The sequence below is a fragment of the Hallella absiana genome, from assembly GCF_025457485.1.
Classification (GTDB): domain Bacteria; phylum Bacteroidota; class Bacteroidia; order Bacteroidales; family Bacteroidaceae; genus Prevotella; species Prevotella absiana.
This window is the reverse complement of the sequence record NZ_JAMXSP010000046.1, coordinates 1-14,161: the sequence shown is the minus strand read 5'-3', so window position 1 is coordinate 14,161 and position 14,161 is coordinate 1. Positions and strand designations below refer to the sequence as shown.

General features: G+C 52.6%; 16 protein-coding genes. 12 read left to right on the top strand and 4 right to left on the bottom strand.

The window, feature by feature from the left end; translation table 11 throughout:
- Positions 1–137: 137 nt before the first annotated feature.
- From NG346_RS14710 to NG346_RS13540, 4 genes are all read right to left on the bottom strand, one after another.
- A complete protein-coding gene (locus NG346_RS14710; RefSeq protein ID WP_262281170.1) occupies positions 138–794 on the bottom strand; it encodes a DNA-binding protein in 657 nt (218 codons plus the stop codon).
- Between the two features lie 68 nt (positions 795–862).
- Positions 863–1,441 (bottom strand): hypothetical protein, encoded by a 579-nt coding sequence (locus tag NG346_RS13550; RefSeq protein ID WP_262288873.1) that lies wholly within the window; start codon positions 1,439–1,441, stop codon positions 863–865.
- A 20-nt stretch (positions 1,442–1,461) separates the two neighbouring features.
- Positions 1,462–2,190, bottom strand: coding sequence for a ParA family protein (locus tag NG346_RS13545; RefSeq protein WP_262281172.1), 729 nt, complete (start codon positions 2,188–2,190; stop codon positions 1,462–1,464).
- Positions 2,191–2,553: 363 nt separating this feature from the next.
- Positions 2,554–3,762: a peptidoglycan DD-metalloendopeptidase family protein gene (locus NG346_RS13540; RefSeq protein ID WP_262281173.1), complete on the bottom strand. Its 1,209-nt coding sequence runs from the start codon at positions 3,760–3,762 to the stop codon at positions 2,554–2,556.
- Between the two features lie 76 nt (positions 3,763–3,838).
- On the opposite strand from NG346_RS13540, the gene NG346_RS13535 reads away from it, so the two are divergent.
- The 12 genes from NG346_RS13535 to NG346_RS13480 all read left to right on the top strand — a co-directional run.
- Complete coding sequence (locus tag NG346_RS13535) at positions 3,839–4,606, top strand: DUF3945 domain-containing protein (RefSeq protein WP_262281174.1); 768 nt, start codon at positions 3,839–3,841, stop codon at positions 4,604–4,606.
- Between the two features lie 73 nt (positions 4,607–4,679).
- On the top strand, positions 4,680–6,458 hold the full coding sequence (locus tag NG346_RS13530; RefSeq protein ID WP_262281175.1) for a MutS N-terminal domain-containing protein: 1,779 nt from the start codon (positions 4,680–4,682) through the stop codon (positions 6,456–6,458).
- A 129-nt stretch (positions 6,459–6,587) separates the two neighbouring features.
- Complete coding sequence (locus NG346_RS13525) at positions 6,588–6,818, top strand: hypothetical protein (protein WP_028910147.1); 231 nt, start codon at positions 6,588–6,590, stop codon at positions 6,816–6,818.
- Positions 6,819–6,926: 108 nt separating this feature from the next.
- Positions 6,927–8,324 carry an ArdC family protein gene (locus tag NG346_RS13520; RefSeq protein ID WP_262281176.1) on the top strand — a complete coding sequence of 466 codons (1,398 nt, stop codon included), beginning with the start codon at positions 6,927–6,929 and terminating at the stop codon, positions 8,322–8,324.
- Positions 8,325–8,402: 78 nt separating this feature from the next.
- Positions 8,403–9,629, top strand: a complete 1,227-nt coding sequence (locus NG346_RS13515; protein ID WP_262281177.1) for a DUF3991 and toprim domain-containing protein — start codon at positions 8,403–8,405, stop codon at positions 9,627–9,629.
- A 142-nt stretch (positions 9,630–9,771) separates the two neighbouring features.
- Positions 9,772–10,482 carry a hypothetical protein gene (locus NG346_RS13510; RefSeq protein WP_262281178.1) on the top strand — a complete coding sequence of 237 codons (711 nt, stop codon included), beginning with the start codon at positions 9,772–9,774 and terminating at the stop codon, positions 10,480–10,482.
- Between the two features lie 122 nt (positions 10,483–10,604).
- Entirely contained in the window at positions 10,605–11,315 is a 711-nt protein-coding gene (locus NG346_RS13505; protein WP_262281179.1) for a hypothetical protein, read from the top strand.
- A 78-nt stretch (positions 11,316–11,393) separates the two neighbouring features.
- Positions 11,394–11,687 carry an HU family DNA-binding protein gene (locus NG346_RS13500; protein WP_262281180.1) on the top strand — a complete coding sequence of 98 codons (294 nt, stop codon included), beginning with the start codon at positions 11,394–11,396 and terminating at the stop codon, positions 11,685–11,687.
- 12 nt (positions 11,688–11,699) lie between these two features.
- On the top strand, positions 11,700–12,197 hold the full coding sequence (locus tag NG346_RS13495) for a hypothetical protein (protein WP_262281181.1): 498 nt from the start codon (positions 11,700–11,702) through the stop codon (positions 12,195–12,197).
- 55 nt (positions 12,198–12,252) lie between these two features.
- Positions 12,253–13,170, top strand: a complete 918-nt coding sequence (locus tag NG346_RS13490; RefSeq protein WP_262281182.1) for a hypothetical protein — start codon at positions 12,253–12,255, stop codon at positions 13,168–13,170.
- 210 nt (positions 13,171–13,380) lie between these two features.
- Positions 13,381–13,692 (top strand): hypothetical protein, encoded by a 312-nt coding sequence (locus NG346_RS13485; protein WP_262281183.1) that lies wholly within the window; start codon positions 13,381–13,383, stop codon positions 13,690–13,692.
- Positions 13,689–14,161 (top strand): hypothetical protein (locus tag NG346_RS13480; protein ID WP_262281184.1); only part of this gene is annotated, 473 nt, incomplete at its 3' end. The genes NG346_RS13485 and NG346_RS13480, both read left to right, overlap by 4 nt.

Below are 14,161 nucleotides of genomic sequence, written 5' to 3'. Positions count from 1 at the left end.
TGAAAGCCTTCAGGTCATGCCTGAAGGGAATAAGGGATATACCCTTCTTTTTCTATAGATGTGTTACTGTCTTTGGTTAGGCAGCGGCATCTGCCCGCCACGGACAATCCCCCTTGGGCCCTGATTATATGTCTGGATTAGTTGATGGTCTGTCCATTTACCGACATGGCCGGAGATGCTGAATCATGAATCGTTTCCTCCGTGCACGCTGTCGGCAATGGCAAAAAGGTGAAGCCGAGTGCTCTGCCGTTGGACTCCTTGATGGGGTGGCGGCGGAGACCGGGATAATAGTAGAAGGTGTGGCCGTCGGTTCCGAGGATGTAACCGAGGCGCTTTAGCGACCCACGAAGACGGATCTTCTGATGGTTGCTCACTACCTTTATATTCGTTTTCTGGTCGAGACCGAAGATGATGCGGCGGCGCTCCTTCTGGATGAGTTCCTTGCGACGGCGGCTGCGGATTTCACGGAGCTGCTTTTGCGTGCGCTCCAGTCCGAGCTCACGGGCGATGATCCGGATGGTTTCTCTGTGCAGACCTGTGCGCTCTGCCATTTCCTGGTAGCTAAGGTTGGGGTATTCAATCAGGACAAAGGAGCGTGCGTCGCAGTTGCGTCCCGACGGGGATATCTTTCTTAGTCCGAGTCGGCGTGCGTGACTGCTCACGGTGCTGCATGTGCAGCCGATATGTGTGGCTATGTCGTGGAGGCAGTCGGTATGGAAGCGCTCCTTGAGGATGTCATCGTGGTCTGGTGTCCATAAGGTTCTTTTGGTGGTTGTATGGATTGCTGTATGCATAGTATTCAGTTCGTTTTTTAGTTTGTGGTTACTTTTTATATACTTAGTCTTTTACTTCTTTGGCTGTCCTATTCAAACAGTCCGCTGCGGTGGGTGACGAGCCGTCGGAGTTCCTCCTTGTTGGCATCGATGAATGACCTTGCAAGGGCGGTGAGGATGGCAGAGAGACGGTAACAGCCATAGACGGTCTCGAAAGTGGCATACACCTCATCGGGGATGAATACCCAGCGACGGTGGCCGATCTCTGCGGCATAAGAGAATGTGTCTATCTGCGACTGGATGTCGGACACGGAAGGTGAAGCATAAGCTTTTGTCACTGGTGTGTCCCGGACTTTTTTTGCCTGTTGTTCTTCCGACGCCTTTACCGCCTTTGGGGGAGGTGACTTGGTCTTTTCCTTCTGAGGATGCACTTTATCCTTGGCCTTTGGCACTTTTTCCGGTTTGGCAATGGCAGAAGCTTCCTCACTGGTTTCCTGACGAGATTCCTTATCGGGTTTCTCGTCCGGCTCCCTGGCCTGTTCTTCTTGTACAGCCGGTGGCTCCTCCGTCCTTACCTTTTCCCCCTGCCTGTCACTCTGCCACATGTAGGCTGGCTCGCTCTCACCGTTAACTTTCCGGAGAAGATCGTGGATATCCCCGAAAACCATTGGTCGAGAAGTGCCGTCAGTCATACGGATTTATCGTTATAGACGCAGTCGTAGAGCGTATCGAAGCTTTTGTCGACAATCTCATGTTGCTTGTCGGTGAGGAAGAGCGTACTGTAGCGCTGGATCTCGGCGCAGTTGGGTATCTTCGGCAATACGGTGCCCAACTTGGCGAAGTTGTCGAGGAACGTCTGCTGCTCGGTCAGCTCGGCCTTACGGCCCCAGTTCTTATTAAATTGATTTGGCAGGAAATAGAAATCTGGCAGCTTGTTACCACCGTTTTCCTTGGCGACCATGGCGCACATTTCAATAAAGGAGGTGGTGGAATTGATGCTGGTCTTTTCCAACTGAATGGGGACGATGACGGCATCAGCCTCGAAGACAAGTGGAAGCAGGCCTTGAAGGGTAAGGCTGCCCGGTGTGTCAATGACAAAGTCAAAGTCCTCGTTGCGCATGGCGCGGATAAGGTTTAAGGTCTCCCGCTCACTGCTGAGCTGGGTACAGGGCACGACCTGATAGAGGGGCTGGAGCTGGGGCCAGCGCTCACGGTCCTGCTCGTGTTTCTTGACGATGCTGCGCTGAGGGTCACCGTCGAGCGTGACGAGACGGCAGTGGTGTTTGAGGACAAGCTGGTCGGCGAGCAGTACACTGATGGTGGTTTTGCCGCATCCGCCTTTCTGGTTAGCGGCTACGATAATCTTGTTGCGCTTCTTCGGGGTGGTCTTCCCGATGTTGAAAAATGGTATGTTCATAAGGTTGGTTATTGGTAACTCGTGTCATGGAGTTTTGGTCACCCCTGTTATGTCCGCCTCGTGGCGGCATAAGATAGTTCCGTGTGACGGTAAAAGACGCGCTCCTTTTCTTTAGGCCGGTATTCCAAGGGAGCTTGGCCCTGCAATGGTTAGTAAACCTTGCGTTGTGATTTTCTGTTGCAAAGATAGTAACTATTCCGCATAATGGCAACAGTGGCCTACTGTAAAGTGCTGATATATCGACAAATTTGATGAAAAAAGTCGATTTTCTTCAAAAAAGCCCCGACTTGCGGAAACGGTTTGGGTAATAGCAATGTCTCAGCGGGCTTATTGACTGCAAACACATCTCTCTTTGAGTGATGATTACAGCTGGCTGACGATCTCACGGACTCTTCTGGTGTAGTCTTTCGAGGTTGAGTAGCCGATGCGCTTTAGGAAGGCATAGTAGTTCTCGTTGTCGCGGTGCTTGTACTGCACTTTGTTCTTGTAGGCGATGACGCTCTCTTCCCAATGGTCAAAGACGTAGTAGCCGGTCGAGTGCCGGAGACCGAAGAGATTGTTGTTCTCATTGCAGACACGGGAGCGGAAACGGCCGGTTTCAAGGATAGCCTGGGCAAGGACGATCTTCGGATATTTGATGCCGTGCTTCTTCAGAGCAGCATAGAGGTTCTCTATCGTCAGCTCTGTAGGCTTTGCTTTCTCATTATTATATATAGGAGAGTCTTTGCCGGCTATCTCTGCCAGTCGGTCGTTGAATGTCTTTACTTGTTGGTTGAGGGCTTGGATGAACGGCAGGGGATCGACGCTGGTCCAGCTGTTGGATGCTGACAGACGTTGTAGCTGGATGTGGAGATGCGGGCCGGTGGAGCGGCCAGTGGAGCCGACAAGTCCGACGACAGCACCTGCCGGCACTTCGCTGCCTTCCCTGGCATAGATTTCACTGAGGTGACCATAAAGGCAACGGAGGCTGCCGTGATCGAGAATGACGTAGTTACCGTAGCCGGTGTCGCCGTGGTGCACGGCGGCCACCCTGCCCGGGAGCATACTATAGACCAAACCGTTTCCGCATCGCAGATCTATGCCGTCATGGAACCGCTGGCACTTGGTAAAGGGGTCTTGGCGGTAGCCGTAGTGTGAGGTGATCGTTATGTAATCCAATGGCATACAGATGTTTAGGCGCTTTTCAAGAAGGCTCAAAAGAAGGCTGTCTGAGGCACTGAGGAAGGGTAAAACGAGTGGTTTCATAACTTTTGGGATAGATTTTCTCAAACTTTTTTCGCCTTTTTCCAGCACTTTTCCCTGAGCATTGTTGGAGGTTGGCGGTTTGTTTCCTAACTTTGCGGTCAGAAACGAAGGCAAAGGCAAACCGAAGACGGACTTTTTCTTGGTCTCAGTCTCGACCTTGGACGTTGGCTTTGTTTCGTGGAGTACGTCACGGACGTAAGGGTCCGTGGAAATGGATAACGTGTCGGCAGCCGGACCGACTTTCTCAACAGTGTAAAACTGTGCCGGTGATTCCAATACATTCATCGAGAACATAAGGACCACAGCGCACTTTAGTGTGTGTTTCATGGTAGTAGTGTGTTAAGTTTGATATGTTTTCACCACAAAATTAGTATAAACCAACAGAATAACCAAAACATCAACTATGAAAACAGAACCAGTACCATTCGACAAATTTGCCAAAATCGGCATCTATCCCAAGGATCTCATGCGCATGCCCAAGGACTTGCGCGACTCTATCTTGAGTGGTGAACTCTCGCCGCTCATGCGTCTCAACGTGCCCGTGGGTGACAACTCGGCGGTGTCCATCCCTATGAAAATCCAACTCGTACACGACAAGGACGGACAGCTGCAACTGCTTACGTATCAGATACATCGTGAGCTGGACAACAACTTGAAGTTGAATGACACAGAGCTGGAGCGTGTGCGCAAGGGCGATGTCATACAGAAGGAGTTCAAGGAGGGTGACAACCGCAAGATGCGGTACGTACAGTTGGACAAGGAGACCAACGCGCTGATGTACCGTGATGTGGCGACTGTTAATTTTGAGGAAAAACTTCGGGAAGTGGACAGAATCAAGGACATCGGACTCGGAATTGGGCAAAAGGAGGCTCTCGCTTCGGGCAAGCCGGTGGAGCTTGAGGTCGGTGACCAGAAGGTAACCGTGGGCGTGGCCCTCCGTGAGCCGGTAGGCTTCAAGGTCATGCAAGGTGACTTAGAAGAATGGAAAAAACAACAGGCCATCCGTTATGACGACGCGCACGAGGGCTACATGGGGTACGTGCAGACCGACGAGAACCGGTGGGAGTACAAGCAGGTGGTGGACAGGCTTCGCCACGAGGAGAGCATCCGGCTGACCGAGAGGGAAAAGGCAGAAAGGAAAGAGAACAAGAAGAGAGGACTGTCTCTTTAGTCCTTAGTTCATAGCCTTAGCTTACTTTCTTCGTTTCATCCATCTACAAACCTATGAGACTTAATCTTTTACCATGTCAAACAAACAAGAATGTACGTTCACCTCCTGTGCTCCATACCCTAAAGTGCGTCAGTTGGCGCACGGACTGAAGGATGGTGACTACGCGAGTATCTGCAAGGCTGCGGATATGATGGCGGACGGAATAAGGGAGATGGCGGCAGGACGCAACTGTGTACTGGTGCCTGTCCCGAACCATCATGGGAGGGCAATATACACCAAGACGCTTGCCAATGAGATTTCCCGGAGGACAGGCATCCCCACATGGGACATTCTTTCCTGCCGACCGCACATGCCGCTGCACTATGCCAAGAAGAATGACCTCAAGCCGGAGGGCATATACCTGAAACTCAATCTGTACCGACAAGTGCCGGATCAGTTCACGCCCATCGTCATAGACAATGTGCTGGACACCGGCTATACTGCAGGTGCCGCCATCAAGGCTGTGGGGCATCCGAATACGATGCTCGCCGTCCTCGGACATACGAAGAACCATCTGACAAACAAAAACTTCCAGTTTAACCTAATTCCTACTAACATGGAAAAGAAGATGCAAGAACAGCATTCTGACAAGAAGCAAGTAAAGAACAAGACCGACACGCCGTTGGCAGTGTACCAGCGGCTCAAGAGCAAGCACCCCGACGCGCTGATTCTCATGCGAAACGGTGACTTCTACCGCTCACTGAATGAGGATGCTCAAAAACTGTCGGACACGCTGCGTATACCGGCACAGAAGCCGAAATTCAAGAAGGACGGGGAGCTGATCGCGGAGTTTCCGCATCATACGCTCGACACCTACCTGCCAAGGCTTATCCGGGCGGGCAATCGTGTGGCGATCGCTGACATGCAGGAGCCGAGCAAAAAGCAAACCACCAATCAAACCAAAAACCAAACTCAAACCGATACTATGGAAAAGAAAACAGAAAAGAAGAAAACCAAGACTAAGGAAGCCAAGGTTGACAAGACTGAGGTGAAGGCTGACGCTTCAAAAAGTAAAGAGAAAGCTGTCAGCAACTCTACAGAGAGAACAGAAGGTCAGTCCGCAGACGCCAAGGTTCACAAGCCGCGCGAGCCGCAGATGGTGACGGTCAACGGTGAGAAGGTGACCCACGGCCATGCCTTCCAAAGTAACCAGGACCCGAACAAGTGGTATTTTACCGCCCGTATCGACGGACAGCAGCTCCGTCCGCAGCTCATGAAGCCAGAGGATGCCGCTGCCTATCAGAAACGTGAGGTAGGTGTAGAAGCATTGATGCAGACTTATTATCCCTCAAAGCTGGCCAAGAAGGTTACGCCGGAGGAGTACAAGGCTGACAACAAGCTCTCTGACGGGCGCATCATCGACAAGATGGTGGTCTACAAGGAGCATGACGAGCAGCGGCAGGACGTGGGCAAGTACAAGCTCTACACACAGGTGGGCGAGCAGAAGATGTCTCGCACGATGTCGAAGGAGGATCTGAACGCTTACTTCGACCGTGTGACAACGCCTTCTAAGCTCGTGGAGAAGAACTTCGGGGAGCAGCTGCACCTTGCCTCCTTCTACAACCAGTTCAAGCTGGAGGAGGGTGTCAAGGAGGTGCGCATCGCCAAGAGCCAGCAGGGCGACTGGACGGTATCGGCGAAGCTCGATGACGACAGGATGACCGGCAAGGCAGTGCTCTCATGGCACGACAAGCAGGCGCTCTTCACGCACAAGACGGCTACCAAGGAGCAATTGGCTGCCCGCTATCTCAACACGGAAATCAAGGAGATGCAGTCGGAGAAGGTCAGCGCGAAGCAGGCGTTCAAACGATAGTGCCAGGACTAAGCTCTATTATAAATATGAGTTGTCAAGACACAAACCGTATGAGTTGCCTGTCATCCATCACAGCTTACATCTTAGCAATCAACTATTCCAATCATCAACCATTAACACATCACAACTATGCAGAACAATACAATCGAAGAACTCATTCAACTCAAACAGGACGGCAAGATAGGATGGTGCGAGCTCGCACTGCGCAGTGACCACGGGAAAGCCTATCTCCAGTGGTGCGACGACCACGGCATAGAGCCTGACGACAACAATGCTGAGCTCTACCTCGAAGAGACCGAGAGCCGTATCTATGACGACGGCAACGAGTTCGCGGACGCTTTCGCTGAAGCCATCGTGTAGAGAATCCGTAGTATTACCTTAATATACAAAAACTTATGGTTTCCACAGTCCGAAGGCTATATCATCGTACTGAGGGACTACTAACCTAACTTAACCAATACTGACACTATGGAAAACAAGGATTCCAAGTCAAAGAAAGGACAGGACTACAAGAGCAGCGGCGACAAGGCCATAGACAGGTTCTGCTCGCTCATGATCGACCGCATGAAGGCGATGAAGGCGTCGGACTGGCGGCAGGGATGGACGAACGGAAAGGGTACGATGCTCGGCATGCCGCAGAACCTCAGTGGACGCAACTACTCGGGCACGAACTCGTTCTTCCTCCAGATGGACACGGCGATGAACGCTTACCGCACGCCGGTATACATGACTTTCATGCAGGCACAGAAGGAGAATCTCCGCATCAAGAAGGGCGCGCAGTCGATGCCGGTCATATACTGGGACCTTAATATCAAGGATGAACGGGGCAAGCGGGTCGCCGAGTCGGACTACAGGCAGATGAGCCGCGGCGAGCAGTCGAAGTGCGAGGTCAGGCCGTTCCTACGTGCTTTCTCCGTGTTCAACGTGGATCAGACCAACTTAGAAGAGGTGAACAAGGAGAAGTACGATGCCATCGTGGATCGTTTCAAAGGTCCGCAGTTGCGTGACACGCAGGGTATGTACGAGAACCGGGCCCTCGACCGTATGTTCGAGCGGCAGGAATGGATATGCCGTGTGCAGACGGACAGGATTGTGGACGGGGCGTTCTACTCACCGGCACGTGACATTGTCATCGTTCCGAAGAAGGAGCAGTTCAACATAGGCAAGAACGCGGAGGAGATTTTCAAGGACGGCATGGAGTACTATTCTTCCGCACTTCATGAGATGACGCACTCCACGGGCACCCCCAACCGGCTGAACCGTGACAAGGGGGCGAAGTTCGGGGACGAGAAGTACGCCAAGGAGGAGCTGGTGGCGGAGCTCACGGCTGCCATGGTGGGCAATGCCCTGGGCTTTGACAAGCGTATCCTCAACAACAACGCTGCCTACATGGACGGATGGATCAACGCGCTGCGTGAAGAGCCGAAGTTCATCGTATCGGTCATGGCGGACGTGAACAAGGCCTCGAAGATGATCCTTGAGAAGATTGACGAGCAGAAGATTGCTCTCGGTGAGACGCCCATCCTTACAGAGAACCAGCGTAAGGTGGGACTTGACAAGGGGGTTGAAGCTGCCAAGAAGGAGTGGCAGCAGCCGCATGACATCGCGCTATCAGCGAAGTTCGATAGTGCGTCCATCTTCAAGCGCATGGACGGAGGCTATGCGGTGCGTGCGACCTTCGAGGGGCAGGACCTCGGCATGAAGCCCATCAGTAAGATTACGGGTATCAGATATGAGATGATGCCGGTGGGGGCGCTGAAGGATCAGATGCTGCACGACACGGTAGCGAGGAAGTTCGTTGGGGAAGTGCGTGAGATACGGGAACAGAAGCAGGAAAATAAGGAAAATAAAGGCTTGAAATTATGAGGATTAAGTCCATATATTAAACTTCATTTGTGGGCTGCTTAACTATCAAACCTATAACAAACATCAAACTACAAGCCTATGTCTTACGTATCTTTTCAGGAAATGAAGCCGAGGGTAGGCATCGACGATGTTGCCTTCTCGCTCGGCTATAAGCTCAACAGACAGGCGGGCGTGGGACGGTACATCGAGCTGATCCTGCCCGACGGCAGGGGTGAGAAGCTCGACACCATCATCATCTCGCATCCTCAGGAGAAGGACCGGCAGCGGTATTTCCACCGTAATTCGGGCAAGCGGGGCGACGTGGTGGACTTCATCGGTGAGAACCTCAGTCGCTTCAACAAGTTCGGACGCAACCAGTGGGAGGTCATCGGTAAGGTGCTGGCGGACTTCGCCAACATGCCGGTAGTGGACAATCACGACCGTGGATATAGTGGTGGGCTGGGGAGTCTGAACCCGGTGTTCAACCCCAAACGTTACACGGCACAGCCGCTGGCAAGGAACATGGACTATGCCATGGGAATCTTTGAGGACAGGGGGATCAGCCGTGAGACGGTGTCACTCTTTGAGCGGCATATCGCCATCGTCACGGACCAGAAGAACCGGAACGGTCTGCCGATGATAGGCTTCCCGTACCGTGAGCCGGACTTCTGTGCGGACTTGGCCGGCTATGAGCTGCGGGGCGACCGTGGGTTCAAGGGCAAGGCGGCAGGGACGAACTCGACGACGGCGATGTGGACGGCGGGCATCCACTCGGCACTGAACAATCCGCAGATGGTCAGGCATGTCTATTTCTGTGAGTCGGCTTACGATGCCATGTCGTCCTATCAGGCGAACCAGGTGAAGATGGACCTTCCACACTCGGCATTCGTATCTGTGGGCGGCGCGCTGTCCAACGGACAGGTGTCGGAACTGATGAAGCACTACTGCATGGCCAAGGCAGTGGACTGTTTCGACAATGACCTGCCGGGGCGGATCTATGGCATGCGCATGGCGGCGCTGCTCGACGGAAAACGACTCAGCGTCTTTCAGATGGGGGACAACCTCAGGCTGGAGATGGACGGGAAGACCTTCGACATGCCGGTGGGGAAGGCCTCTGTGGAAGAGCTTGGGAGACACGTAAAACTCTCTGACCGAATAGAGGTGATGAAACCACCGGTGAACTACAAGGACTGGAACGATGTTGTACGCGGCATGCCTTTGGAAGCGTTGCAGCTCAAGACAAAGTTCCAACGGGACGAGAATCTCGCGAGGATAAGGACGGAGCTCAGGGAGCGAAACGAGTGCAAAAGCGGGTTTAAGATGTAAAGGCCAATGGGATAGGAGACTTTGACTTCTCAAAAGTTCTATGGCTTATTATTATAAACGAGGTCACGGCGCATCACTTCCGGCACCGACTTTTCAAGTCCGTACCGTCAGTGGTGTCCGTGGCCATAACAACCAGAAAACCATGAAAAGAAAATTCTTTTGTCTGTTGCTGGCCATGTCCTGTTCCGTCTGCGGCTTCGCACAGCAGACAGACCCGCTCCTGACGGGGGCGGTGACCACACAGACGGAAATGCTGAAGAAGCTCTTCAAGAAGCGTGAGAAGACGCAGGAGGCGATCATCGCAACGGAAGCGGGGGTCACGCTGGCCATGGAGAGGATGCACCATTTGGAGGATAAGATGTTGGGCTATCTGCAGAACGCGCAGGGTGCCATGCAGAATATCTATCAGATCAAGCGTGCCGCGGAACTCGTGAGTATGGAGATACCGAAAAACATGGCGTTGCTCCGCAAGTCGTTGCCGGGTAATCTCAAAGGGACTGCCATTGCCGTGATGGTCTCGGAAGAGCTTGTTGATGCCTCGGCACAGATGCTATCGCTCTATCCGTTCATGAAGCAGCTGGTGACAAGTGGGTCGTACAACGTTACGAATGCGGACGGCAAGACGGAGAAACACAAGGTCAACCTGCTGAACTCGGCGGAGCGGTACTATGTGGCCAATGAGATTGTCACGCGGCTGGAGAGCATCAACACGGACTTGTGGCTGCTGGCCTGGCAGATCCGTACGCTGTCGTGGAATGACCTGTGGTTCGGACTCGACCCGGACGGATGGGCGACGGTGATGTCGGGCAAGGCGGTCGTGGACGGACTCATAATGGACTGGAAGTATCTGTAGCCGCAAGATACTTTAAACGCTTTCGGCAACTAATTAACTTATTAACTATCAACTATAAACAAACTTTCATTAATCAATAACTACGAATCATTATTAATCATCAACTATTAACTTTATCAACTATGGAAATCAAGAAATCTATCCGTGGCGTACAGATCACGGACGCTGTCATCAAGGAACTGGAGGACACGGGCACAAGCCGTGTGCTGACATTCAAGGACAAGAAGGGAAAACAGTACCTCGCTCATATTGAGGTGGGAAGTGACAAGCTGGCAGTGGTGCCGGAAGGCAGATACCTGGAGCACCGCTGTCCGCACTGTGGTGGGCGTATCAAGATTACCTCAAAGGGGTACTTCTGTGAGCATTACTTTGACAAAGGTGATGCTTGCAAATGGCACTGCAACGGTATCCTCTCGCACCGCTTCATCCTCCCGCATGAGATTGAGGCGTTTCTTGACGGACATCCTACAGTGCTCGACGGTTGTTTCAACTCGCAGGGACGGATCTTCTCGGCCGTTCTGGTGGAGAGTGAGGTTTATGGCATGTCGCTGAGCTCGGTGGTGGGCAAGTGCCCTGTCTGCGATGAGGACGTGCTGGTGAGTCCGGTGGCGTTCAACTGTTCCTGTCATGAGAAGCTCGGGGAGCCGTACCACCTTACTTTATGGCGACATATCCGTGGGCATGAGGTGACGCTTGACGAGCTGAAGGAGCTGTTGGAGTATGGCGTAACCAAGAATGAGGTGACACTAATTGACGACAAGGGATCGCTGTCGAAGGCATACCTGCGACTGTCGGATGACCGGAAACGGATCGTGGCGGATTATAATAAGTGAGCATACTATAAAAAGTTAAACTAAACGTTTTCTACTTTTTACTATTCTATTGATTATCAACCATTCAAACCTTTAACCATGAGTACTGTGAACAAGAAGAAACTGTTGAGAAAGGCGGCTTTTGAGTCGGGACTTTCTGTCAAGGATGTGGAGAAGGCAGTGGATGCCTTCCTCTGCGCGGTGTCGGATATTCTCCGTGAGGACGGGGAGGTCATCATCCCGGACTTCGGGAAGTTCTACGTCTACCGGCGCGGTGAGCGTGTATGCCGTAATCCGCAGACGGGGGAGAAGTTCATTGCGCCGCCGATGAAGAAGGTGAAGTTCAAGGCCTTCGGTAACGTGATCAACTACACATTGAAGTACGGACGATAAAGCCTTTGGAACATGAAGAAGTCATTATTACTAATGATGGGTGCCGCACTGATGGTCTCGTGCGGCAACTCAGGTGAGAAGATGAAGCGGCTGGCAAAGGAGAACCTGGAGCTTAGTGTGGACTACCCCAAGCAGCTGCGTGTGCTGGCGGTGTCGGAGCCGGACTCGGCATTTGGAATGGGTTACTTCACGAAGGATGAGGTGAAGGGGATGCTCAGGACGATGCAGGTGGTCACGGACACGATCATGAAGCGCACGGATAACATGAACCGATTCAATCCGTCCGACCACTATGTCGTCAGTCTGGCCGAACGGCAGATGAGGAGCATGGCGGACATACGGTCGCTCATCATGAAAGGCGACAGAAAGGGGGAGTTCAGTGGATGGAAGGTGAAGATTGACTATGCCTGTGTCGATGCCGCCGGACTGCCGTACCGCTCCGAGCGGTGGTGCTTCATCGACAAGGAGGGCAAGCAGGTGTACAAAGCCTTTGAACTGCCGATACCGTAACTTTTAACACCTTAATTATATTATGAATGACATAACAAACTATCAAGAATCTACTATGGAAACATTGAACATGACATGGGTGAATCTGCTCAGAAAGCAGTACCTCGACATCCTGGACTTCTATGCCGGAAACAAGCAGTTGCTCGATGACAAGGAGCTTCTGAAGGCTTATCAGACGTTGCTGTCGGTAACGAGCGTGGAGGAGTTCAAGCAGTGGCGCAAGCTGCTGAAAGACTACGGACTGTCGTTCACGGATGTGGAGGGGATTACACAAAAAGGTAATCTATTGGGTGCTCTTGACGACTATGCCGAGAGTGCCAACGACAAGATCTTGTCTGTCTTCATCAGATGGAAGCTGGGCTTCAACCCGGAAAAGTGGACGGAGACGGAGCAATGGAACCGGGAGCTGGTGGACATTCTGCTCAAGGCGACGCAGCGCGAGGAGGACGTGCATATCGTCACCTTCCCGTGTGGCAAGCCGAATGCCAAGCGCTGGGCGGCCATCGGACAGGATGCCGACCGGCTCTTCGAGGTCTTCGGATGGCAGACGGGACACGTGGAGGCTACGACAGGACCGGTGAGCTGGATGTTCATCAACGGCTACGGACTGGATGTACTGCGTCAGAGTGGGTACAGCGTTCAGATCCGGGACTTTGGGGAGTTCGACATCCTCTCGACGGCGTTCGAAGAGGACAGCATCGCGTCACTGCAGCAGTTCATCGACTACCTGAGGATGATGGGGGAGATGGCCGATGAGCAAGTGAGGTTTCTGAGAAAGATACGGCCGGTCATCTATCCGCATCCGGGATATTTTGAGCTGACACAGGCGCGTCTTGACTTCGGCAGGAACACTGTCGTTGCCAAGTTTGACAGCGGCGAGGAAGTCACGCTGGCAGAAGGAAAGAACTGGAACCTCAATGGCCTCACGCGTTCTTTGGCAGTGCAAATGGGAGCGGAGCTCGGTGAGGCATAGCCTTATCGGGTGATTATCAGTATCGCAAGGCAAGTGGCTACAGTGGCATCAAGGCTGCGCTTCGATGCCCTTCCGCCACACGCCTTGCGCACAAGCCTAAGAATGCTTCACTTCACTCTTTCGTCCATGACTGCAAGGGCGAAGCCAAGCTTTTGAAGTGCTTCGCAATGATTGGGAGTACCCGCTACGCAAGGCTTGGAAGTATAAGCTATGCAATGCCAACAGTATCGCAAGGCAAGTGGCTACAGTAGCATCAAGGCTGCGCTTCGATGCTCTTCCGCCACATGCTTTGCGCACAAGCCTTTAAAGGCTCCACTTCACTCTTTCGTCCATGACTGCAAGAGCGAAGTCAAGCTCTTGATGCGCTTCGCAATGATTGGGAGTAACCGCTACGCAAGGCTTGGAAGTATAAGCTATGCAATGCATAGGAGTACCAACAGTATCGCAAAGCAAGTGGCTACAGTAGCATCAAGGCTGCGCTTCGATGCTCTTCCGCCACATGCTTTGCGCACAAGCCTTTGAAGGCTTCACTTCACTCTTTCGCCCGAGGACTGCAAAAGCGAAGTCAAGCTCTTGAAGTGCTTCGCAATGATTGGGAATATCCGCTATGCAAGGCATGGAAGTCTAAGCTACGCAAGGCATGGGAGTACCAACAGTATCGCAAGGCAAGTGGCTATAGTAGCATCAAGGCTGCGCTTCGATGCTCTTCCGCCACATGCTTTGCGCACAAGCCTTTGAAGGCTTCACTTCGATCTTTCGTCCGTGGACTGCAAGGGCGAAGTCAAGCTCTTAATGTGCTTTGCAATGATTGGGAATATCCGCTACGCAAGGCATGGGAGTATAAGCTACGCAAGGCATGGGACTACCAACAGTATCGCAAGGCAAGTGGCTACAGTGGCATCAAGGCTGCGCTTCGATGCCCTTCCGCCACACGCCTTGCGCACAAGCCTAAGAATGCTTCACTTCACTCTTTCGTCCATGACTGCAAGGG

Coding starts and splice junctions, on each gene's coding strand:
- NG346_RS13510 (WP_262281178.1), top strand. CDS start 9,772: ATGAAAAGAAAATTCTTTTGTCTGTTGCTGGCCATGTCCTGTTCCGTC.
- NG346_RS13505 (WP_262281179.1), top strand. CDS start 10,605: ATGGAAATCAAGAAATCTATCCGTGGCGTACAGATCACGGACGCTGTC.
- NG346_RS13540 (WP_262281173.1), bottom strand. CDS start 3,762: ATGAAACACACACTAAAGTGCGCTGTGGTCCTTATGTTCTCGATGAAT.
- NG346_RS13550 (WP_262288873.1), bottom strand. CDS start 1,441: ATGGTTTTCGGGGATATCCACGATCTTCTCCGGAAAGTTAACGGTGAG.
- NG346_RS13495 (WP_262281181.1), top strand. CDS start 11,700: ATGAAGAAGTCATTATTACTAATGATGGGTGCCGCACTGATGGTCTCG.
- NG346_RS13485 (WP_262281183.1), top strand. CDS start 13,381: ATGCAATGCCAACAGTATCGCAAGGCAAGTGGCTACAGTAGCATCAAG.
- NG346_RS13535 (WP_262281174.1), top strand. CDS start 3,839: ATGAAAACAGAACCAGTACCATTCGACAAATTTGCCAAAATCGGCATC.
- NG346_RS13530 (WP_262281175.1), top strand. CDS start 4,680: ATGTCAAACAAACAAGAATGTACGTTCACCTCCTGTGCTCCATACCCT.
- NG346_RS13490 (WP_262281182.1), top strand. CDS start 12,253: ATGGAAACATTGAACATGACATGGGTGAATCTGCTCAGAAAGCAGTAC.
- NG346_RS13545 (WP_262281172.1), bottom strand. CDS start 2,190: ATGAACATACCATTTTTCAACATCGGGAAGACCACCCCGAAGAAGCGC.
- NG346_RS14710 (WP_262281170.1), bottom strand. CDS start 794: ATGCATACAGCAATCCATACAACCACCAAAAGAACCTTATGGACACCA.
- NG346_RS13515 (WP_262281177.1), top strand. CDS start 8,403: ATGTCTTACGTATCTTTTCAGGAAATGAAGCCGAGGGTAGGCATCGAC.
- NG346_RS13525 (WP_028910147.1), top strand. CDS start 6,588: ATGCAGAACAATACAATCGAAGAACTCATTCAACTCAAACAGGACGGC.
- NG346_RS13520 (WP_262281176.1), top strand. CDS start 6,927: ATGGAAAACAAGGATTCCAAGTCAAAGAAAGGACAGGACTACAAGAGC.
- NG346_RS13500 (WP_262281180.1), top strand. CDS start 11,394: ATGAGTACTGTGAACAAGAAGAAACTGTTGAGAAAGGCGGCTTTTGAG.